This window comes from Verrucomicrobia bacterium S94 (genome assembly GCA_004299845.1).
Taxonomy (GTDB): Bacteria; Verrucomicrobiota; Kiritimatiellia; order Kiritimatiellales; family Pontiellaceae; genus Pontiella.
Window position 1 is genome coordinate 3,098,491 of sequence record CP036201.1, and the last position, 22,964, is coordinate 3,121,454.

The 22,964-nt window shown below is 53.1% G+C and carries 16 protein-coding genes; 5 read left to right on the plus strand and 11 right to left on the minus strand.

Annotated features, from left to right (window positions below; all coding sequences use genetic code 11):
• Nucleotides 1-41 precede the first annotated feature (41 nt).
• Together EGM51_13555 and EGM51_13560 are read right to left on the minus strand one after the other, a co-directional pair.
• Nucleotides 42-1,217, minus strand: a complete 1,176-nt coding sequence (locus EGM51_13555; protein ID QBG48367.1) for a PAS domain S-box protein — start codon at nucleotides 1,215-1,217, stop codon at nucleotides 42-44.
• An 8-nt stretch (nucleotides 1,218-1,225) separates the two neighbouring features.
• On the minus strand, nucleotides 1,226-2,437 hold the full coding sequence (locus EGM51_13560; GenBank protein ID QBG48368.1) for a PAS domain S-box protein: 1,212 nt from the start codon (nucleotides 2,435-2,437) through the stop codon (nucleotides 1,226-1,228).
• Between the two features lie 81 nt (nucleotides 2,438-2,518).
• Here EGM51_13560 and EGM51_13565 point away from each other — a divergent pair, with 81 nt between their 5' ends.
• The 3 genes from EGM51_13565 to EGM51_13575 all read left to right on the plus strand — a co-directional run bounded on the left by EGM51_13565 (nucleotide 2,519) and on the right by EGM51_13575 (nucleotide 5,963).
• A complete protein-coding gene (locus EGM51_13565) occupies nucleotides 2,519-2,746 on the plus strand; it encodes a SlyX family protein (protein ID QBG48369.1) in 228 nt (75 codons plus the stop codon).
• 71 nt (nucleotides 2,747-2,817) lie between these two features.
• Nucleotides 2,818-4,257 carry a pyruvate kinase gene (gene pyk, locus EGM51_13570; protein QBG48370.1) on the plus strand — a complete coding sequence of 480 codons (1,440 nt, stop codon included), beginning with the start codon at nucleotides 2,818-2,820 and terminating at the stop codon, nucleotides 4,255-4,257.
• A complete protein-coding gene (locus EGM51_13575; GenBank protein QBG48371.1) occupies nucleotides 4,254-5,963 on the plus strand; it encodes an ABC transporter ATP-binding protein in 1,710 nt (569 codons plus the stop codon). Before pyk ends, EGM51_13575 begins: the two co-directional genes overlap by 4 nt.
• A gap of 107 nt (nucleotides 5,964-6,070) precedes the next feature.
• On the opposite strand, the gene EGM51_13580 is transcribed toward EGM51_13575, so the two are convergent.
• From EGM51_13580 to acnB, 7 genes are all read right to left on the minus strand, one after another.
• Nucleotides 6,071-6,724, minus strand: a complete 654-nt coding sequence (locus tag EGM51_13580) for a hypothetical protein (protein QBG48372.1) — start codon at nucleotides 6,722-6,724, stop codon at nucleotides 6,071-6,073.
• Nucleotides 6,725-6,749: 25 nt separating this feature from the next.
• Nucleotides 6,750-7,526 carry a hypothetical protein gene (locus tag EGM51_13585; GenBank protein QBG48373.1) on the minus strand — a complete coding sequence of 259 codons (777 nt, stop codon included), beginning with the start codon at nucleotides 7,524-7,526 and terminating at the stop codon, nucleotides 6,750-6,752.
• A 59-nt stretch (nucleotides 7,527-7,585) separates the two neighbouring features.
• Nucleotides 7,586-10,915, minus strand: coding sequence for a hypothetical protein (locus tag EGM51_13590; GenBank protein ID QBG48374.1), 3,330 nt, complete (start codon nucleotides 10,913-10,915; stop codon nucleotides 7,586-7,588).
• Nucleotides 10,916-10,942: 27 nt separating this feature from the next.
• Nucleotides 10,943-12,880 carry a hypothetical protein gene (locus tag EGM51_13595; GenBank protein QBG48375.1) on the minus strand — a complete coding sequence of 646 codons (1,938 nt, stop codon included), beginning with the start codon at nucleotides 12,878-12,880 and terminating at the stop codon, nucleotides 10,943-10,945.
• An 11-nt stretch (nucleotides 12,881-12,891) separates the two neighbouring features.
• Nucleotides 12,892-14,751, minus strand: a complete 1,860-nt coding sequence (locus EGM51_13600; GenBank protein ID QBG48376.1) for an alpha-L-fucosidase — start codon at nucleotides 14,749-14,751, stop codon at nucleotides 12,892-12,894.
• A 17-nt stretch (nucleotides 14,752-14,768) separates the two neighbouring features.
• The gene (locus tag EGM51_13605) at nucleotides 14,769-15,554 is read right to left on the minus strand and encodes an IclR family transcriptional regulator (protein ID QBG48377.1); all 786 of its coding nucleotides are present in this window, start codon (nucleotides 15,552-15,554) and stop codon (nucleotides 14,769-14,771) included.
• A gap of 117 nt (nucleotides 15,555-15,671) precedes the next feature.
• Nucleotides 15,672-18,230 carry a bifunctional aconitate hydratase 2/2-methylisocitrate dehydratase gene (gene acnB / locus EGM51_13610; GenBank protein QBG48378.1) on the minus strand — a complete coding sequence of 853 codons (2,559 nt, stop codon included), beginning with the start codon at nucleotides 18,228-18,230 and terminating at the stop codon, nucleotides 15,672-15,674.
• 126 nt (nucleotides 18,231-18,356) lie between these two features.
• On the opposite strand from acnB, the gene EGM51_13615 reads away from it, so the two are divergent.
• The gene (locus EGM51_13615; GenBank protein ID QBG48379.1) at nucleotides 18,357-19,574 is read left to right on the plus strand and encodes a TIGR02281 family clan AA aspartic protease; all 1,218 of its coding nucleotides are present in this window, start codon (nucleotides 18,357-18,359) and stop codon (nucleotides 19,572-19,574) included.
• Here EGM51_13615 and EGM51_13620 read toward each other — a convergent pair.
• Both EGM51_13620 and def read right to left on the minus strand, forming a co-directional pair.
• A complete protein-coding gene (locus tag EGM51_13620) occupies nucleotides 19,571-20,653 on the minus strand; it encodes a hypothetical protein (protein ID QBG48380.1) in 1,083 nt (360 codons plus the stop codon). The genes EGM51_13615 and EGM51_13620 overlap by 4 nt on opposite strands.
• Before the next feature lie 78 nt (nucleotides 20,654-20,731).
• Nucleotides 20,732-21,286, minus strand: coding sequence for a peptide deformylase (gene def, locus EGM51_13625; GenBank protein ID QBG48381.1), 555 nt, complete (start codon nucleotides 21,284-21,286; stop codon nucleotides 20,732-20,734).
• A 63-nt stretch (nucleotides 21,287-21,349) separates the two neighbouring features.
• Between def and EGM51_13630 the strand changes: the two genes are divergently transcribed.
• On the plus strand, nucleotides 21,350-22,963 hold the full coding sequence (locus EGM51_13630; protein ID QBG48382.1) for a DUF4080 domain-containing protein: 1,614 nt from the start codon (nucleotides 21,350-21,352) through the stop codon (nucleotides 22,961-22,963).
• Nucleotide 22,964 lies beyond the last annotated feature (1 nt).

The following is a 22,964-nucleotide window of genomic DNA, read 5'->3' on the forward strand; positions in this document are numbered from 1 at the left end:
TGGTGGACGTCAGTCCATCAGGTGTTTAAGTTTGAAACCGATCAGACAGACATCGTCGGAATATTTTCCGGTACCGGCAAAAGCATGGACATCCCCTCGAGCCCGTCGAAAACGTCTTCGAGCGGTTCACCCGCCCAGCTGTGCGCAGAATCGAGCAGGCGCTTGAGACCATATTCATCGTCCATACGGTTTTTCACCGTATAGAGTCCATCCGTAAAAGCAATCACGGTATCACCGGGTTCAATGCGGCGTTCAACGACGGCATATTCAACATCCGGTTCAAGCGCCAGCGGTTTTCCGATAATTCCGGTTTCTTCGGAGAACCAGGACGCAGAATACTCCTGCTGAAAATGAATGGGCATCGGATGCCCGGCATTGGCCAGTCGGACGATTCCGCTTTTGAGGTCGACGGCCATATAGCAGGCGGTGGCCCCCAGAGAAAACTCCTCAACAGTGAGCAGCGGACGGAGCAGATGGTTCATTCGCCGGAGAAATTTTCCGGGGTCATCGGCACAGGTGCTGAGCTCCTGAATCAGGCCTCGGATGAGCGCGGTTCCGAGTGCTGCGCGAATGCCGGATCCATTGATGTCGCAGATAAAGATTCCGGCCTGTGTATCGGAAATCCGGAAAAAAGCGCAGTAGTCACCGGTAATCTGCCGGTTGAGAATAAAGCGGTGCAGGAACTCGATACAGTTTCCGCCGGGGGTGGTGAAAATGGGATAGCCACCGGTGAAAAAACTTTTCTGAAGCTGACCGGCCATGCGGACATCCTCCTCCAGTTCACCGGTCATGTTTTTCAGATCTTCGGCATACTGGCGGACCCTCAGTTCGGCCTCTTTTCGCTGCGTGATATCGCGCGAAACACCGAAGGTGCCGATTATATTCCCCTTGTCATCGCGCAATGGCATTTTGGTGGAGGATGCCCAGGTCACACGGCCGTCGGGCCAGATTTCACGCTCTTCTAAAGAGCGCAGCGGCTCTCCGGTACGGATAATGCGCTGTTCGTCCTCAAAAGCCTGGCGGGCATGCTCTTCCGACCACAGGTCGAAATCGGTTTTGCCGATCACTTCATCGGCCGAATTAAACCCGTGTTTGTGCGCACAGGCTTCATTGATCTTTATGAATCGGGACTGCAGATCCTTGAAATAGATCACGTCCGTATTGTTCACCATCAGGTTTTCAAGCAGATACCCGTATTCTTCTTCTTTTAGCGGCATGGGGAAACCTATAGGGCCCGTCGGCAAAAGCCGGCAAGGCAGATATCATCATCAAAGCGGCCGTCGGCAGCAAAGCGGCGGATCTCTTCGAGCAGTCCGGCAAACAGATCGGGAAGATTTTTTCCGGACAGTTTGGAAGCAGCGGCCAGCAGGCGCTCTTCGCCCAGCTCTTCGCCATCGGCCCCGACAACTTCATAAAGACCATCGGTGTACATTACGACCACATCCTGTTCGGCCACCTGTCGTTCCAGCGTCTGGAACACCATGCCTTCGGCAATGGCCAGGGCCGGACCCCGCTGACCGGGATCCTCCATCAGCCATACGGCCCGGTTATCTGCAGCCTGGAAATGGAGAGGGACCGGATGGCCGGCATTGGCAAACTGCAACCTGCCCGTCTCCATATCCAGCACCATATAGCAGGCGGTGGCATAAAGGAAAATATCCTCCTGCCGAAGAATCGGCAGCAGCAGACTGTTCATCCGGCCAAGGAAGCGACCGGGATCCTGTTCAACCGGTGCAGTCTCCTCGACCAGCGCACAGATCAGCGCCGTCACCAGTGCTGCCCGGACGCCGTGTCCCATCACATCGCACAGAAAAATACCGACTGTTGATTCGGTCAGTTGCTGAATCGTACAGAAATCGCCGCTGACGCCGCCGCTGGCGTTGTAGTGATGCAGAAACTCAAATTTACGGCGTCCGGGTTCCGCACCGGGCGGATAAACCGGATAAGAGCGCGGAAAGAAGGTTTTCTGCAGCTCGGCCGCCATGCGGACATCCTCCTCCATCTCCTCCTTAATGCGGCGAATCTGTTCGGCATAGTATGCCGCCCGGAGTTCGGCCTCTTTGTGCTCGGTAATATCCCGCGAAACACCGAACGTGCCGATAATTTCACCTTCCGCGTTTTTCAACGGCATCTTCGTGGTGGAAACCCAGGTGATGCGTCCGTCTTCCCATGTCTCTTTCTCCTCGATGCCGATGATCGGTTCGCCGGTGGCAATGATGCGCTGCTCGTCGTCGTAAGCCTGCTGCGCATGCGCCGAGGCGAAGAGGTCGAAATCTGTTTTTCCGATGACCGCCTCGCGGGAGAGCCCGGTCCAGTCGCAGAAGGACTTGTTCACCATGATGAAACGGGAATCGCGATCTTTAAAATAGATATTGTCCGTCATGTTTTCCATGAGGTTCTGCAACAAGAATCCTGTATCCTGCAACTGTCCGGACATATCAATCAATCTCCCCGATTGCACCTATTGTTAACAAAGCATTCCGCAGCTTCAACGTAAAAGGCGATTAATCAACTCCCCATGCAGCGTAAATCTGCTAGGCTTCAAATCATGGAAGAACGAATTATCCAACTTGAATCACTGGTCGCGATGCAGGACAAAACCATTGAAAGCCTGAACGAAGAAATCTACCGGCAGCAGCAGGATATCCTCCATCTGCGCAAACGGTTGGAGCGGCTGGAGGAAAAGATCCTGCAACTGCAGCATCCGGATGAAATCGCAGAGAATGAACGCCCTCCTCATTATTAAAATATGAAATAGGGCTAGCCTCGCCGAATCAATCTGCTAAAAACCTGCGCTTGCAACCATATCGAGGTGCTATGTTAAAAAAACAGACAAAAATTATCTGCACAATTGCCGGAAACCGCTGCGAAGAGGAGTTTATTCGCAAACTGTATAAAGCGGGCATGAACGTTGCCCGTCTCAACACCGCCCATATTTCAACGGTTGAAGCCGACCTGATGGTACAACGTATCCGTTCTGTTGCTGACGATATCGGAATTCTGATTGATACCAAAGGCCCTGAAGTCCGCACCTCGGGAATGGGCAGCGAAATTCTTGAACTGAATACCGGCGACCTCGTTGAAATCGGGGATAAAAAGCAGCCGGAAAACGGATTCACCGTAAACTACGAGGATTTCGTGAATGACGTTCCGGTCGGCAGCGATATTCTCATTGATGACGGTGAGATCCGGCTGACCGTACTCGAGAAAAAAACCGATCTGCTGGTCTGCCGTGCCGAAAACAACGGCACCATTAAAAATAATAAGAGCGTTAATATTCCGAACGTCGAGCTGGGCCTTCCGGCACTGACTGAAAAAGATGCTGAATTCATCGACTGGGCCACCCGGTCGGACATCGAATTTATCGCACACTCCTTTGTGCGGAACCGCGACGATGTAATGGCCATCCAAAGCATCCTCGACATGCGGAAAAGCCCCATCAAAATTATCGCGAAAATTGAAAACCGCGAAGGGGTTGAAAACCTCGACTCTATTCTCGATGTAGCCCACGCGGTTATGGTGGCCCGCGGCGATCTCGGGATCGAAATTCCGCCGGAAGAGGTTCCGATTATCCAGAAACAGATGATCAAAACCTGCATCAGCCGCATCAAACCGGTGATCACCGCCACCCAGATGCTGCATACAATGATCGATAATCCGCGCGCCACCCGCGCCGAGGTTTCCGATGTAGCCAACGCCATTTACGACGGTACCGACGCCGTCATGCTCTCCGGAGAAACCGCCTACGGAAAATATCCGGTCGAAGCGGTCACCACCATGGCCGAAATCGCCCGGCGGGTGGAGGATCAGAAAGACGATCTCGTTCGGAAAAAGCTTCATATTGTTCAGCAATCGGATGAAATGCGTCCCCGTAATCATATTGCCCGCTCAGCTGTATCCATTTCCGCCAACCTTCCCGCCAAAGCCATCATCACCAGCACCAAATCCGGCGACACCGCCATGGTTTGCGGCTCCTACCGCGGCAAGACCCCGATTTATGCATTGTCGGCCAGTGCCCGTACCGTGCGCGAACTTTCATTGTGTTACGGTATTTATGCGCGCCAGATCGATATTCCGGCAAGCACCAGCGAACTCGTCCGGTCCGGCGTAAAAATGCTGCTGGATGAAGGTTTATTTGAAAAAGATGATCTGATTATGTTCATCGGAGGCGGTCAGATTTATTCCTCCCATACAAACTTTCTGCAGGTTGAAACCCCGGCCACACTGCTCTCATTGAATAACCGGCCGCTGGAATGATCAAACGGTTCATCGCCTTCTACGGGCCGCATAAACCGCTGTTTGTGCTCGACCTGGCGATGGCGTTTGTTCGTGCGCTGTGCGCCATCCTGATTCCGCTGGTTACCAAACAGCTGTTTGTGCCTGAAGGCGCAACCGGCGCAGAAATCGTGCGAACCGCCGCACTCCTGCTTGCGCTCGTGGCCGTACTGGCCTTTTCGGCCTTCAACAATATTAAATGGGGGCATGTGCTCGGTACGCGTATCGAAACCGATATGCGCAGCGTTCTCTTCCGACATCTCCAGAAGCTTTCCTTCAGCTATTTTGACAAAACCAAAACCGGGCATATCATGTCCCGGCTGAGCAATGATCTCTTTACCATCTCTGAAGTTGCGCACCACGTTCCTGAAGATGTTTTTCTTGCCGCAATCACCATTTCCGGAGCTTTCATCTGCATGTTCTGGATGAATCCGATTCTCGCCGCTGTGGCCCTCATTCCGGTGCCGCTGATGCTCATCTGCGGCATTCTCTTCCAAAAACGTTTCCGTAGAAATGTGCGCTCTATGCGCCGCCGCGTCGCCGACATCAACGCCAACATCGAAAATTCAATCCAGGGCATCCGCGAGGTAAAATCCTTTGCCGGCGAACATCATGCTGTTGCCCGGTTTGATGAAGTGAATCACGATTTCCGCGAATCCAAGGAAACGATGTACCATACCATGGCGGCTTTTCACTCCTCAATGATGGGACTGATCCACTTCCACGAAATTCTCATCACCATCGCCGGGGCTGTTCTCGTATTCAAAGACATGGCCTCCATCGGCGATGTACTCGTCTTTCTTATGTTCGCCCGCTTCATGAACAAACCGATCGACCGCATGGTCAACTTTGTCGAACAGTTCGGCCAGGGGGCCGCCTCATTTGAACGCTTCATCGAAATCATGGACATCGAACCCGATATTCAGGACCGCCCGAATCCCGTTAAGCCTGAAACAGTAACCGGCTGTATCCGGATCAAGGATCTCAGCTTTTCCTACGAAGGGAATGCTGCCCTGGTTTTGAAAAACATCTCTATGACCATTCCCGCCGGACAAACCGTTGCCCTGGTTGGCGAATCAGGAGCCGGGAAATCCACCATCGCCGCACTGATTCCCCGTTTTTACGAAGCCGGAGAAGGATCGATTTCCATCGACGGTGTTAATGTACTCGACCATCGTCAGCAGTTTCTCCGCGAACAGATCGGAATCGTGCAGCAATCCCCGTTCCTGTTTGACACCTCCATTCGCGACAACATCCTCTTCGGCAACCGGGAGGCCTCTGAAGAGGAACTGATCAATGCCGCGCGTCAGGCCAATATTCTCGACTTTATTCAGTCACTGCCCGACGGCTTCGATTCTCAGGTCGGAGAGCACGGAGTCAAACTTTCCGGCGGTCAGAAACAGCGGATTTCCATTGCCCGTGTTTTTCTGAAAAATCCGCCGATCCTGATTTTTGACGAAGCCACCTCGGCCCTCGACACGGAATCGGAGCAGTTGATTCAGAATGCCATGGAACGGCTTTGTAAAAACCGCACCACCATCATTATTGCCCATCGCCTCTCCACCGTGAAACACGCCGACACCATTTTTGTACTGCGCGATGGCGAAGTGGTCGAAAACGGAACCCATGCCGAACTGATCGCACGTAACGGCTACTACCACACCCTCTACACCAAAAGCCTTTTCTGAATCCGGAAATATGCAGCACTGTATTTCAACCGTCCTCGGAAACCGGTGAAAAAGTTCTCTCAAAACCAAGGACCATACGGCGTTCATTCTGATCCCGGCAATACTGCTTAATGATCCGGCCACTGTAAAACGGGCTTAATCGGATCCGGTAATGGACGGGGAAGAATAATACTTCCAAGCCCGTCGCCGCCGCCCACTTGACAGCCACGGCCCTGCACAAATTCCCGGACCGTGGCCGCGGCGGTCATGGCATCAAACAGATCCCCCGTTCCGCGCTTCCGGACCTTGGAAAAATTAATCGTCATTTCAGCCGACGCATCATCATGCAGCAGGGTGTATGAAGCCGATGGAAAAGCCTCATAGGTTGTCCCCAGCTTTTCCAGAATCCGGAAGAGTTCGAATCCCAGTTGCATCCAGGCCGGAGCATCCTTCCGTTTCGGTGTCCACTGCGGATTGGCGAGGTTATGTGCTTTAATCACCACCTCACAGTGCCGCCCCAGCCCCTTATCGGATGCCGTCTTTTTCCGCCACTGCTGTTTCGCACCGTTCCAATACCACTTCCGGAGTCCGGCAAGCGGAACACGCGATGCATCAATACCCATGTGAAGATCTGCGATCCCGCTCAGACCTTCCAGAATCTGAAAAATTTCGTACGGTGTTTTAAACCAGCCGGAATCGACCATTGTGCCCGACGCATCAGCCGCAACAAAAACACAGGGCCGACTCACCTGAACATCTATGCCTATAAACAGATTTTGCATTCCGACGGGAATGTTAGCAGAGCGGTCATTCAGAAACAACGTAAAGCCCGGCCACCTTGTCAATCTCCGGAAGAACCGTTCGGGAGAGCACTTTTTTAGCTTTATTAACGACCATAATATCCGGCCAGGCGGAATTCGTGTGATAAAATGTAAAAGCAATCCTTCCGTCTTCCAAAGGCCGGATTTCGCAGACATGACCACCTTCCCCCTCGGGAAGATTTCCGTCTTCAACCGGATTGAACGTCCAGATCAGTTGGCCCTCCGGATTAAATTCATCCAGCCGGCGAAAGGAACCGATCAGTGTGTTCCCGTTCGACAGACGTACCGCACCTACCGGCTGTCTCAAGCTGGTAAATTCATTCATCACTTCTCCGTCGCGGGAAACTTCCTGAACTTTACCGTCGCGGGTTAAGGGGGCCAGATAGCTCCCATAGGCGGTTTTTCTGCAGAAACGGAACTGCCCGTGATGAGCATGGTTATCAGGAGCCAGCGGAATCCGCTCCAGCGTTCGGCCAAACGAATCAATCTCCAGCAGAACGCCCGGCCCCTCATTACCCACCAGATAACGTCCTTCCCCCAGAATCCGGGCCACAGGATTCTGCATTCCTTCCGGAACAGTGTAGCGCCAAAGCAACTTTCCTTTCCCGGAAATCATCCGGGCACCGGAAATTTCACTGCAGAAAATACTGCCGCCCTTATCGGCATCCAGCGCCTGGGGATGCCGGATATCGGTATAATTCCAGACCACATTCCCGGCCGGATCCACCTTATAAATACCGTCCGGTTTATGGCTGCTGATCACGAATAACGGTCCAGCAGAACAACCGATCGAACAGCACAGCAGAACAACAGCATATCGTATCATCGTGCCGGCCCATCCTCATTACAGCCGCCGGGGCCTTCCGGAAGATTGACCGCGCTGCAGCCCGGCAGCGGATTCATAAAAGCCTCTCTGCCCAGCATATCGATGCGCGGATCTTTATAGAGCAGTTCTTTTCCGCGCTCGATCGCTTTAAGCATTGTAACATAATCCGGATCGGTCTTATCGGCAAAAACCGGAGAGCCATCCGGGCGGGCACACAGCTCCGCCCCTCCGGCAACGGCAGCAAGCGGCGCCTGCAGCAGCAGACTATGCGATGGATTCGTCATATTGATACGGAATTCCGGACCGATCTTCGCCGCTAACGACCACTTCCGGCCCAGACCATGGGAAGAGAGCGACTTATCGCCCCAGATATCACTGTATACCTTCATTCGGACCGGAATCAGCCACGACATATTCAGCGCATCACGTTCGTGACAATCCGCACAGCGTTTTTCAAAGACGGCCGGAAGAATCTCTTTCGCCCACGGATCAGCTCCCGGTTTATTTTCAAACCAGGTATCACGCATACCAAGACCCCGCGGTTTCATGTCCACCAGTGCCGCATCGTAGGTGGCATAATACGGTACATTCGCATCAATCCAGCAGTAGACACGAAACCGCTCATCCCAGCTGATTTCGGACCCGCAATGCGACACATCCATAAATTCGTCAATCCGGCTGACTATTGCACCGACCGTATTCGGTGTGCCTTCATCGTGGTCCAGAGAGAAAACAGAAAGATGATCCACAATATCGCGGTCAATCAGCTGATCGTATGACTGGTTGAAAAAGCGCGTCTTATCATCCGTCAAATTCACTCCGCCTTTCGCCAGCGGACCGCTGTGACATTCAACACAGTGCTTATCCCACACCGGCTGTACAACTGAAACATAATCGATCAGACCCTGCGTTCCCCAGCCCTGCTTTTTCGGCTCCACCGGACCGCGACGCAGAGCCAGAGGCGTTTTTCCGGACATTGGCGGCGCGGAACCGTAGCCGTATTCGCGTTGCTCATGACAGCCGATACAGCTGAGATTCTCACCGGGCATCACGTGCAGATCGGCCCCCATACGCATAAGAGTCTTCCCCTCTTCATTCAGCACATTCAGCGAAATACTGCGCAGTGCCGGAACGCTGAAAAAAGCCGACCCATCTTCCTCAATCGGCACCAGCCCGTTCAGGCGCCGGACATGAACGGTTCCTCGTCCGATCAGAGGCGAATGTCCCCAGGCCTCACCACCGCGAAGAATGCGGCTTTTCTGTACCTGTTCCATAACAGCAATATATTTTGCCTCACCGCGTTTCACATGTTTTGAAATGCCCTTGTAAACATCCTGCACCATCATGGTGGCGGTCATATCCGCCCCGGCATCGGTCCGGTTCATGATTTCCGGATCCTGAAATGTCCAATCGAATGGCGGAATCTTATCGGCAATCACCGGCGGCACTTCGCGTGGCCGCACCGGTATGGCGTTCCAGACGGACAGGCCGTCCGGTGCTTCATAGATAACACGCTCATTGCCGTAGGCATCCAGATAAAGCAGTTTGAGTGGTGTCATCGTATATTCCGGCCTTTTCCACTCCGGAATCTTTTCGGGATTATCCCATTCCGGGCGATGCTTTCTGCCGCCGTAGGAAACCAGAAACTGCTTTTCATTCAGCGGCCACGGTGTGCGGTATCCATCCGGATATTTAAGGTCCCCGTAAATCGGCACCTCGCGCGTGACCCACCGATAACCGGTGCCGCGCGGGGTTTCCGGACCCCGGCCATTCCAGATCAGACCGATCATGCCGGCATGGTGATTGTGGTGCGGCCCGAATACCGCCAGAATCTCCGGGCGGTCGGGAATCGTATGCGCCCACCAGAATCCACCGGGATCCTCAATCGTATTGCCGAAAACCAGCTGGAAATTGGTACCGTCCGGATTCACAGTCCACAGAGCGTGACGTGCAAATACATTTTTCTCCACTCCGTAATCCCAGCGCGTAAACAGAATACGCCCGTCATTGGTGACCCGAGGAGAATGATCGGAATCGATATTGGCCGAAATCAGCCGCAGATCTGAACCGTCGCGTTCCATCGTAAAGAGCAGACCGGCATACTGGCTCTGGCATTCCACAAAGGTACTGCGGCGCGTTGAGATAAAAACCAGGCGGCCGTTCGGCAGCTCAACCGGACTGATATCCGCCGTATCCCCATCCGTAATCTGTTTGAATCCGGTACCGTCCACCCCGATTTCATAAATATTCCAGGCATAGTCCCGATTTACACGTTTGCCGGAAAAGAAAATCGTCTTTCCGTCAAACGATAGACTCATATCATAGATCCGCATATCCGGCTCGGAAAAAATAATCTCCGGTTCACCATCCGGTTCCGCAGGATCCAGCCGACAGATCGCCGAGGGCAATGATCCGCGTGTACGGTATGGCGCAATTGCATTCTGATTATGCAGCGGCTTTGTGATAAAAATGAGCGGCGGCAGACGACGGATTTCCGCATCGAGAAAGTCCTCCAGCTTCTTCCGCATGGCCGAAGCATCTTTGGACCGCTTCAACTCTTTTTCCAACGTCCGGAGCTTCCGATCGTATGCCGCTGCCCCGGGCGTTGCGGGAAATGACGCCAACGATTTTTCAATGTCATACGATGCCGGTGAACACATTGGAATGGGTTCCGCCCGGAATTTAAAACGTTTTACATACTGCTCATCCGACAACCGGTCCACAGCATGAATATCCACATACCAGGGATCCTGAACCGCATGCATACCTTCAACAGCAAATGCAAAACCATGCTCCGCCCAACGGCTCACATTTTTTATAAGCAGACGATTCGTACCCTTTTTCAGCGGAATATTCCGCTTTATCGGTCCCTGATACCGGCTCCAGCCGGTCAGCTTATTCTGCCGGAAGACTTCCTTCCCATTGATCCAGATCTTGAAAAAATCCTGCATGCGGAAATACATCGGAACGGTCTGCTCCTTTTCCGATTCGATCGTGCGGTAAAGATAGACCGCTTCCATGCGCGATGGCGCCGGACCGCGCGGCAGCACATTATAGAAGCCGTCCGAATAATCCGTCCGGACCGTCCACCTGCGATCCAGATCCAGATAACCCGGAAACGGATGCATCCGATAGGTTTTCGTTACGTCCACTATCCCGGCCAGAGCATCTTTTTCGACTTCAAATGCAAAGGCCAGCGTACGATCCAGATTCCCAAACTCCTCATCCTTAAACGGACCGATCACATGCCAGTCGCCCAGCTGAAGGTCTGCGGCCAATAAGGAACCGGCTGTAAGCGCCATTAAACCTGTCAGAATATTTTTCATGAATTCAGTCCTTTTTCTACAGCTTCATCAGTTACCCGGCACTCCGATGTAATCATCTTTTTCAGAACGGAAATCAGCCCGACCGTTCAGGAGGTGCTTCCCCAGAGACTGTCCTGCGGCATCAAAATATTCTGCCACGCCTTCGTTCCACAGGGTTTGTCCACCATCCAGTGCTCCGAAAATTTCAATAGCGGTCAGTCTGGCGGGATGCGGCAGGGTGACTTCAATCCAGGGATTATTCTCTATTTCGGATTTATAAACTGAAGCCAGTCCCGGATGACCGTTATAATTTTTATCGAATGCCCGCTTTGCTTCAAATCCGGCAATCTCAGATGACGCCCGAACCGAACCTTCCGCCGCAAGATTGACTTTCGCCCAGCCGGTCTGCGTTTTTCCCACGGCAATCAGTTCCGCCAAAGCCAGCTGTTTATTCCGTCCCGGCACAGTAACGCGAATGCGCGATACACGCCTTTCCGTAGTTGGAAGTTCCAGGCGGATGTATTCCGTCGGCCGTTCCGGAAACAGTCCTTTACCCTTCACTTTAAAGACATACGCAAATTCACAGGGTTTCTTTTCCGGAAAAACGATTTCCAGTGCGTTTTTTTTCTGTTTCCACAGAATCTTCTCCTCCGAACCGATGAGGGAAACCGATTCCACCTGCAGACCCGGAATTTCCGTCAGACCCAGCGACTCGATTTGAACAGCCCCTTCGTGCCAGCCGCAGACCATGGCATAAAGCGCATCGCCCTTCCGGGTGAAACGGATGTCATCCGCAGTAAGGTTCCGGCCCAGATCATAGTGCTCCGCAGTGCCGTCGTGTATCGGCCCCTCGCCATAGCGATGCCACGGCTTTGTCCCGTAAATCGCCTCGCCGTTGATTTTCAGCCAGTCCCCCATTCTGAAAAGTTCTTTCCGCCACCGCTCCGGCCAGGACCCATCCGCTTCCGGCCCGATACTCAGCAACAGCGTTCCGTTTTTGGAAACAATATCAATCAACTGATAAGTCCAGTATGCACCGCTGATTCGTTCCTGCGGCTCCTTTGATTCATCTCCGAGATTAAACCAGCCCCGGTTGAACGTGCAGTCGGCCATCCACATCGGATAACGGATATGCCCGAATTTACCGTGCTCCACGTCGTAAACCTGACTCTCACGGTTCCCGAAACCGCTTTTAGTGGCCAGTGCCACGGTTTTTCCCTCCTGCACCGACTTGTTGTAATAATAGGCTGTCAGTTTTTTATTGTGCTCATGAAACGCCTTATGCCCGGTGCCGAAATCAAACCACAGAAAATCGATATTATACTTATCAATCAGCTCGACGATGCGGTTATACCACTCATCCACCCACTGCCGGCTCGGACCCTTTTCCGGATCGTGCAAATTATATAAATCCGGCGCCGCAGCAGCATCAAACCGGTCGGGATACATAAATGAACTGAAATACGTCCAGTTCCAGGCCAGATGCGAGGTTACACCGAATTTCATACCCCGCCTGCGCGCTTCTTTCTCCAGCTCCCCCATCACATCAATATGCGGATTCTGATCCACCGAATTCCACCGGGTGTAGCTGGAATCATACATATCAAAACCGCAATGATGCGCCGACATACCGACGATGAAACGAACGCCCACCCGCTCAGCATCCCCAACCCACTGCGCGGCACTGAAGCCCTCGCCGGAGAACCGCTTCACAAAATCCTTATAGCCGAATTCCGAAGGATCGCCATAGGTCTTCACATGATGCTTATAGACATGCCCATCCGGCGCGGCATACATATTCCGCGCATACCAGCCATCAAATCCCGGCACCGATGCCGGATTCCAGCACCAGTACATGCCGAACTTCGCCTCATTCAGCCACTCCGCCTGAGGGTAACGGTCAAGATCCTCCCAGTCTGCCTTATACGGAACTGCCGCTCCGAGTGCAACCGTGACCATTGATACAGACAGAAAAAACAGTTTCATAACAGATTCTCCTATTTCACTGGCGTTAGACGCACCCCCTGGAACATAAATCCGTTCCAACGTCTGGAAGCATCAGGTTTGAGCATAAACGTCTTTTTCCCGGCAGCAGCAAATTCGACCATGCCCGCCGGCATATACTGAGGACGCAGTTTGTTCCCTACATCCTCGATCGACAGTGCCAGAGACTGCTCACCCAGAGTCAGCGTAAATCGTCCGCCTACAGTCGTATTCGCATTCGGGTCAAATACCGCGCCAGTATGTTCCGATAGCGTCTTTCCCCCTTCAGCAGCACGGGAGGCATAAATCAGCTCAACCTTATATTTCCCCGGCTCAATCAGAACAAATTCTCCCGTCAGATACTCTTCAGGATTCCGCCAGTCGTGCATATACAGCCGATTATTGATGCCCTCATAGTTGGGATATGCCTGCTCGCCATGAAGCGTCATCGACCAGATATCAAACTCCACTGAACCGCTCGCAAACTGCCGGGGAGTGCGGTCAACGGCGTACCCTTCCTCCACATCGAGTTCAATCACAGTAACGGCAGTGTCATTGAAAGAATTCTTCCAGGTAAAAGAGAGATCCGCCCCGGCCGCCTTCACATTCACCTCTTTCGGTCCGTCTTTATGCAGCAGCTTCGCCTGTTTCACATGACCGCTGAAGCCATGCAGAACAATGTGTCCCAGTTCCGGATCATGAACATGCAGATAGAGCTTGCCCGGTTTTTTCGAAACTGTGCCCCAGTCAAACTTACGCGGCCAGAACGGGCTGGCCGTCGTTCCGTAAACCGCATCGCCGTTCACCTCCAACCATTCACCGACCTGCAACAGCCGCTCCTGCATAATGACCGGAATGCGCCCGTCACCCGTAGGCCCGACACAGAGCAGAAAGTTTCCGCCACCGCCGACCACACCGCTGAATGTACGGATCAGCTCCTCGCGCGAATCATAATCATAGACCGATTCATTGCGGTTGTAGCCATAGCTTCTGCCGATACCACGGTCCTCCTGCCACGGGTGATGCGGAGAGGTATATTTTCCGGCTCCGTACTCACTTTCAAAAACATCACCGAACTTCCCGCGGCAATGTCCCCAACGGTCGTTGGTTACCACATAGTCCTTCACCGGCGATTCGGTATAGAGCCAATGCGCCAGCCTGTCGCTACCCCACCGGTCATATCTCCCGTTCCATTCACCATCGAGAAAGATATGCCACGGTTTATATTTTTTCACCACCTCTTTAAATTTCGGCTGAAACCACTCCTTTGCATACCGCTCCTTCTCACCGGCTATCCAGAGCGGGTGATACCACTCGTATACCGAAAAATAGATCCCCATTTTCAGATCATACTTTTCACCGGACCGGTTCAGTTCTCCGATAATATCGCGCTTCGGACCGCGCTCCATCGCATTCCAGTCGGTCTCCTTCTTAAACATTCCGTATTTCGTGGGATACATGGCAAACCCGTCGTGATAGTTTGCTGTCGTCACCACATATTTCGCCCCCGAATCCGCAAACAGCCGACACCAGAAATCCGGATCCCACATCTCCGCCGTGAGCTGATCAGCAAAGTCCTCGTACGTCACCTCCGGACCAAACGCCCTATTGTGAAATGCCACAGTCTCCTTATGCCCTCCGCGCCCGGGCGTATCATAGGTTTTAAGATACCACTCGGCATAACTCCCGCGGACAGCAAACCCCGGAACAGAATACGGCCCCCAGACCACAAAAATCCCGAACTTCGCCTCGTTGAACCATGCCGGAATTTCCCGCTTGGCATACGTCTCTTCCATGGAAGGGATATGCTGTTCCGCCGCCAGACCGGTTGTACTGCAGATCAGCACCCCTGCTATTAAATACCCGAATTTCATTTTTCTGCTCCTCTGCCTTAAGCATTGCCCAGCCGTGCGGAAATCCGGCCGGCAGCCGTTCTGACGGCGGCCCCTTTTTCCTTAAATGTCGATATATCCAGCCGGCTCACCGGCCCCGTCACCACCAGCGCAGCCACCGGAAGCCCTTTTTCATCAAAAACCGGTGCAGACAGACAATGAATGCCCTCCAGTTCCTCTCCAAGATCCACGGCATAGCCGTTTTGACGCACCGTTTCCAATGTCTGAAGAAATGCTTTTTCTGAAGTAATCGTCTGGTTTGTAAACTTTTCAAAGGTCAGCCGGGAAATCAGATCATCGCGCTCCTCCCGCTCCATAAACGCCAATATCGCCTTGCCCGGCGCTGACGAATGCAACTGAAAATGCGCCCCTGTTTCCACCACCAGCCGCAACGAATGCGGGCTCGGCACATGATCCAGCACAATACCCTGCGCCCCTTCAATGGCACAAAGAGTTACCGTCTCCTTCAGGTTATTCCGCAACTCCTTCATAAACGGCATAGCCGTTTCAATCAGACTCGTGTGCTTCAGCACATGATACCCCATTGAAAGCAGCTTACGGCTCAGCGTAAACGTTTTTGAATCTTCGTTTCGGTCGATATAACCCAACGAATGAAGAACGCTCGCTGCCCGGAAAACAAAGTTTTTCGACAGCTCCAGTTTCCGGCTGATTTCCGAGGTCCCCAGCCCCTCAGGATATTCCTTCAGCAGTTCCAGAATCGCCAGCCCCCGTTCAAGGTTGGTCATTTTGAATACCGCCAGCTCTTCTCTGTTCGCAACAATCATATTTTCCTCCTGAATAAATAGAACGACGTTCTATTTTTATGATCATGGACATACAAACAAAAAAAAGCGGCCCCCGGAGGGGACCGCTTTATACGCCTCACAAATGACACCTCATCTTTACACGGAAAACTCCGTCATCTGATCAAAATTCAGATATCGATAGATTTCATCAGTCCGACCTTTCAGTTTCGGGCCGACGATATCGACATATTCCTGCGGACTCGGCAGCTCCCCTTTCAATGCAACTACGGCGGCCAGCTCAGCCGAGCCGAGATAAACCTGCGCATCTTTACCCATACGGTTATTGAAGTTCCGGGTGGAGGTCGAGAATACCGTCACTCCGTCCCTTACCCGCGCCTGGTTGCCCATACACAGCGAACAGCCCGGAATTTCCATACGGGCGCCGGCGGCGCTGAATTTGGAATAGTAGCCTTCCTTGATCAGCTGCTTTTCGTCCATCTTGGTCGGCGGGCAGACCCACAACAGCACATTGGCAAAACCTTCACCATCAAGCACCTCACCGGCCGCACGGAAATGCCCGATGTTCGTCATGCAGCTTCCGATAAAAACATCGTCGACCTTCGCGCCCTGGACATCGGACAGTTTTTTTACGTCGTCCGGATCGTTCGGACAGGCCAGCAGCGGCTCTTTGATTTCATTAAGATCAATTTCAATAACGGCGGCATATTCCGCATTCGCGTCAGCCTCCATCAGTTCCCCGTTCGCCAACCAGTCCTTCACATCAGCAATACGTTTTTTCAACGTTTCGGCATCGCCGTAACCGCCCTTGATCATCTCTTCCATCAGTGTGATATTGGAATTCAGATATTCCTCGATCGGTTCGCGGTCCAGCTTGATAGCAGCCGCGGCGGCGGAGCGCTCGGCCGCGGCGTCGGTCAGTTCGAAAGCCTGTTCCACCTTCAGTTTCGGCAGCCCTTCCATTTCGAGGATACGCCCGGCAAAGACATTCTTTTTATTCTTTTTCTCAACGGTCAGCAAACCCTCCTGAATCGCCTGATACGGAATGGCGTTCACAATATCACGCAACGTCACGCCCGGCTGCAGCTCTCCTTTAAACCGAACCAGCACCGATTCAGGCATATCCAGCGGCATAACTCCTAGAGCCGCCGCAAACGCCACCAGACCGGAACCTGCAGGAAAAGAAATGCCCAGCGGGAAACGGGTATGCGAATCGCCGCCGGTTCCGACGGTGTCGGGAATCAGCAGGCGGTTGAGCCAGGAGTGAATAATTCCGTCCCCCGGACGCAGCGCAACACCGCCACGATTCATAATATAATCCGGCAACGTAGCGTGCGTAATGACATCAGTCGGTTTCGGATAGGCCGCGGTGTGACAGAAAGACTGCATTACGAGATCGGCATTGAATTTCAGACAGGCCAGTTCGGTAATTTCGCCGGCCGTCATCGGGCCGGTGGTATCTTGAGAACCAACCGTGGTCATTTTCGGCAGACAGGCCGTTCCCGGCAGAATGCCCTCAACACCGCAGGCTTTACCCACCATTTTCTGCGCAAGGGTATAGCCCTGGCCTTCAGCCGGTTTCGGATTATCCGGAACCACGAAAATGCCGGATTCGTCGATTGAACTCATACCGAGCGCTTCGCGCGCTTTTTCAGTCAGCTGTTTTCCGATAATCAGCGGAACACGGCCGCCGGCGCGGAATTCATCAAGAATGGTGTCGGGTTTGACCGGGAACGTGGTAATTTCATGCCCTTCCGCATCGGTAATCAGTCCTTTGACCGGATAGACCTTAATGACTTTACCCGTTGTCAGTTCCGAAACATCAGTCTGAATAGGGAAAGCCCCGGAATCCTCAGCAGTATTGAAGAAAATCGGAGCAATGGTGCTGCCGATAATCAGACCGCCGCGGCGTTTGTTCGGAATACACGGAATATCGCTGCCGATATGCCAGATCAGCGAATTGCAGGCCGATTTCCGGGAAGATCCGGTACCGACCACATCGCCCACGAAGGTAACCGGCAGACCGGAGGTTTCTTTAAGTTCGGCGATGTCCTGCGGCCCTTCTGGAAAGAGTGACCCTCCCATGCAGTTGGAATGCAAGGGAATATCCGCGCGGGTAAAGGCAAAAGACGCCGGAGAAAAATCATCGGTGTTGATTTCGCCGTCAACTTTGTAGATGACCGTTTCGATCTCCTCCTGAATTTCCGGCAGCGAAGTGAACCATTCTCCATTGGCCCACGATGTAATAATCCCTTTCGCCACCGTGTTGCCGGCGTCGGCCAGAGCCTTAACATCGTCAAAACGGTTTACAGACAGCACCATGTTTTTCAGTGCTGCAGCGGCGGTTTCAGCAAGAGCCCCCTGTTCCTCAACCAGTTTAATGAGCCCGTCTAGGTTATATCCCCCAACCATGGTTCCGAGCAGTTCAACAGCCCGTTCGGGAGAAATCAGCGGAGTGGACTCTTCGCCGTGCGCAACCTTGAAAAGGAATTCAGCCTTCACCTGTGCCGCGGGATCAACGCCGGGATTCACGCGATCAGTAATCAGCGCAACCAGTTCCTCTTCTTTACCGGCCGGCGGATTTTTCAGCAGCTCAATGACCTGCTCGGTCTGTTCTTTACTGAGCGCAAGCGGCGGAATACCCTCTTTTGCACGCTCTTCAACATGGGCATAATACTCGTCAAAAAATAGGCTCATAATAGGATCATCCTTTTCTTGGTTAGGGAACGGGGGCAAAATAAAGGTTCCCTGTTGGCCTGTCAATTGCGTTGACTCCGGCGGTAATGGTGTTTTTCGCAGAAATGGAAAATTTTTGATTCGATCATGAAGAGTGAATACATGACTTTTTTTAGACGAACGGGATTCATCCTGCTGGGCTCGCTGCTGTTTTTACAGCCGGTTTCCGGCGATCAGCTGACGTTCCGGAACGGCCGGACGCTGGACTGCACCATCCTCGCAGTAAACGACGACTATGTGGAGGTCTCACTGGGCACCGGCACCATGAGAATTTCGAGAAAACAGCTGACCGAACTGATCCGTTCGGATGAAAACACGACAAAGCCTCGGCAGGAACCCACCGCTGAAAATATTCTGAGCGCACAGCACGCCCCGCCCGCCCACGCCGAACTGGCGGCGGAATTCCGGGAACTGATCCACCAGCGCAATGCGGCGCTTGATGCTCAGTATATGATGAACCTGTATGAAAGTCAGATTCAGCAGCAGACCCGTACAACCGAACAGCTGGTGGCGGAACTGAAAAAAATACATCGGGAAATCAATACCACGGCCCAGGCCATCAAATCCATCCAGCTGCCCGAACAGGCCCCACGTACGTACCGGGAATATAAAGAACAGGATGAACTGACGAAAAAAAAGTCGGCCCTACGCGACCGGTTTGCCGAACTGAATGCAACCATATCCCGCCTGCAGACCGAACTTTCCGAATCGGAAAAACAGACCGAAACACTGAAACAGAAAATCAATAACGTCATTGCCCCGCTACCCATCTACTTCAATGCCGTCAACCGGTTCGACTCCCGCTATACAGCCTACAAAGCCAAACACCGCTCCGACTCCATGGACCGGGCATCGAAACTGCTGTTTGAAAAGATCGACTACCATATGAAGCGGTTCCGAGATGAAACCTCCGAAGTGGTCGTTGATTCCTGGACGGAAGGCAACACCACCTTTGTCCGTGCCCTGGTCAATGGGAAAACCTCCGGTATTTTCATCTTTGATACCGGCGCAACATCGGTAACGATTTCAGAACCTTTCGCCCGGAAACTCGGCCTCCAGCTCGGCGACCTCCCCGTTCAGCAGGCCGTTGTTGCTGACGGACGGAAAGTGGATGCGTATCCGGTCATGCTTTCCTCGGTCCAGATCGGCGATGCGGAAGTGAAAAATGTCGCCGCCGCAGTACTGGGTAATGGAATGAACACCCGGGCCGACGGTCTGCTGGGCATGAGTTTTCTCCGCCACTTCACCATTGGCATGAACGGACTTTCCGGAAAAATCACACTGACCCGCTTTTCAACGGACTAACAGAAATCCTCGCTGCGCGCACTGCAGTATGCAATGATTCCGGAAATATCGGATGGATCAACGCCGCGCCAGTAGATCTGCCATTTTCCGGCATGATGATGCCCGTTCGACTCTTTGTGATACCACGAGTTGAATGGATTATTGACGTTCGACCGCCAGAACAGTGCACCGTGATTTTCGTGGACCTCGCGCCAGAGTTCCAGCGCCAGCCCCTCGCCCCGCGCCTCTTTTCCAACGGCAAATTTAGAAAGATACAGCCCCGCCGGATGTTCCTCCAGCAGAACGGCTCCCCGGTAATCCTGCTCAATATAGGCATGGGCCACATTATCGAGAAACGCCGTCCCGGCCAGTTTTTTTCCAAATGCGGTTTCAAGCAGATTCAGTAAACGCGCGCGATCAACCCCCTCCAATCCCGGCAAATGATCAATCTGCGACCCTTTACGAATCAGCGTTCCCGCTCCTTTCACCGTGAAAATCTCTTCGAGCAGATTAATCGGGGATGTAATGGAAAGGTGCACCCCCGGATATTCCTGCAGCAGTTTTTTCCCCAGAGCCGGATAATCAAAGGCCAAGGCCTCCAGAATCTGGAAATTTTCCCGGTGCGTATATACATAAGGAACCAGCTCGCCTGCGGTATTTTTCAACCCGCCGGCCGCACGGATAAAATGTACCCGCCGGGCCGTATCCGGCAGCAGCTGCAACAAGGCCTCTTCCAGAGAGACCGTCGGAGCAACCAGCACCGGCACCCGCTCCTTTGCCCGGGCATGCTCGATGAACGAAGCTGTTGTCCCTTTTTCCAGGGTCTGGAAAATGAAAATGGGCTCCTTTTTCAGCGTCTGCTGCATCGCCATCGCATCATCACCCGCCAGCAGAATGGCGGGAACCAGTTCGAGCCGCAGCAGAAAATGAAGATCAAACGCCAGCACTTCAGCTCCCGCTTCAATGCTGCCCGCATCCGGACAAAGCAGCGCAAAACAGGCGGTCGGACCGGACTGGAATTTGTTGAGATAAAACTCATACTCATCCCGCCGGCCAATGCTGTCCAGAAACAGCCGTATGGTTTTATTTAAAGCGATCATTCAGAAAAGCCTATCACTGAATACCCGGAATACACGGAAATTAATTTTTCGCTGCGCCCGGCATTCCAAGGCCCGCTATCAACCCAGCTTCTTTTTGGTTTCCTTGACCAAGCGCTTGAGCTTACCGCCCATAGCCACTTTCTTGACGTGCGACATCCGGTCAACCAGCAGGACGCCGTCAAGATGATCCAGCTCGTGCTGAATCGCCCGGGAAAGCAGCCCTTTGGCGTGAATCCGCTGCGGCAGCCCGTCGAGATCAATGTATTCCGCGTCCACTTCATACCAGCGTTCCACATTGGCAAAAATGTCCGGGAAACTCAGACAGCCCTCCGGCCCCACCTGCACGGTTTCGGAATGGCCGACAATTTTCGGATTAATAAATACGAGCGGCATTTCAATTCCGGGATTCTCCCGCTCGCCATCTTCGCCGACATCGCCGTCCGGCGGAATATCCACCACAAACATACGTTCCGTCCGGCCAACCTGTTCAGCGGCCAGACCAACACCCTGTTCAGCATACATCGTCTCCAGCATCTCTTTCGCCAGCGCACGGATATCGTCATTAACCATCATCACTTCAACGGCCTTCTGACGCAGAATCGGATTTCCATAGGTACAAATCGGTAAGCTCATAGGCGCTAGGTTTTCCGTGAGAAGTCCGCTATTGTCAATCGAATTTAGAAAACACAAATACCTATGTTAAACGAGATCCTTTTTATCGCCTTTAATGCCCGCTATGCCCATACGGCCTTCGGAGCACGCTATCTCCTCGCCAATATGGGCGACCTGCGGCCCCGCTCCGGCCTCCTTGAATTTGATCTTCAGGTGCAGCCCCGCGTTGCCCTGGAAAAGATTCTCAGCCGTCAGCCGAAAATCGTCCTCATCGGCTGCTATATCTGGAATATCGACCTCGTCACCCGGATTGCCGCTCTGCTCAAAGCGGTTCGTCCGGATATCCACCTCATTCTCGGCGGGCCCGAAATCTCCTACGAAACCGAACAGCAGGAGGTTTTTCACTACGCCGATCACGTGATCTGCGGCGAGGGCGAAGTTGAACTCCCGAAACTCTGTCGCGAACTGCTGGAGCGCCAGGCTGCCGGCGACGCGCCCCCCCTGCCCCGTAAAATCATTCATGCGGAACCCGTCGATGTTTCACAGATTGAACTGCCTTACGATCTCTATTCCGATGAAGACATCAAACACCGGGCCATTTACGTGGAAGCCTCGCGCGGCTGTCCGTTTCGTTGTGAATACTGCATGTCGTCGCTCGATCCCTGTGTCCGCTATTTCCCCGAAGAAAAACTGTTTTCAGCCTTTGGAAAACTGCTCGACCGCGGCGCACTGATCTTTAAATTTGTCGACCGATCCTTCAATATCGACATCCGCTTTGCCCTCAAAGTCCTCGATTTTTTCAGAGCCCGTTATCAACCCGGTATGATGCTGCACTTCGAAATCATTCCCTCCCACCTGCCGGACGAACTGATGGATGCGGTAAAAACCTGTCCCCCCGGCATGCTCCAGTTTGAAATCGGCATACAGACCTTTAATGAAGCGGTTGCCCATCGAATTCAGCGCCCGCTCGATATCGAAAAAATAGAAAACAACATGCGCCGCCTGCGCCGGAAAACCGGCGTGCATATTCATGCCGACCTCATTGCCGGGCTGCCCGGCGAAGATCTCGAAAGTTTCGAACACGGGTTCAATCGCCTGCTCGCTCTGAATCCACAGGAAATTCAGCTCGGCATCCTGAAACGACTGCGTGGCGCGCCGATCGACCGACATTCCAAAAACTGGAACATGATATACAATCCCCACGCTCCCTATGACATTCTCAGCACCGCCCAAATCCGCTTCGAAGACATGCAGCGTCTCAGCCGCTTTGCCCGTTACTGGAATCTCATCGTCAACAACGGGCAGTTTATCGAAACGGCGCCCCTCCTCTGGACGGGAGGCAGGCGGGCCGCCTGCGATACAGCCCCGAACGTACCGCAGGCGGCCCGCCTGCTACCGGTGAACGGGAACTCCCCTTTCGCTGCTTTCATGCATTTTTCGGACTGGCTGTACGCCCAAACAAATACCACCGGAAACCTGCATGTCATCCGGTTGGCCAAACTGCTGATGAACTATCTGACCGTAGAAAAGGGTCTTGCTGAAAAAGACGTGGCCAAGGCGCTATGGAACGACTACCGGAGCGGCAACCGCCCCGACGTCCCCGGGTTCCTGAAAAAATTCGGATTTGAAAAACGTGACACAGCCAAAGTAAAACCGTTTATTGCTATGGCGCGACAGCGCCGGCATTTGAAAGAATAAT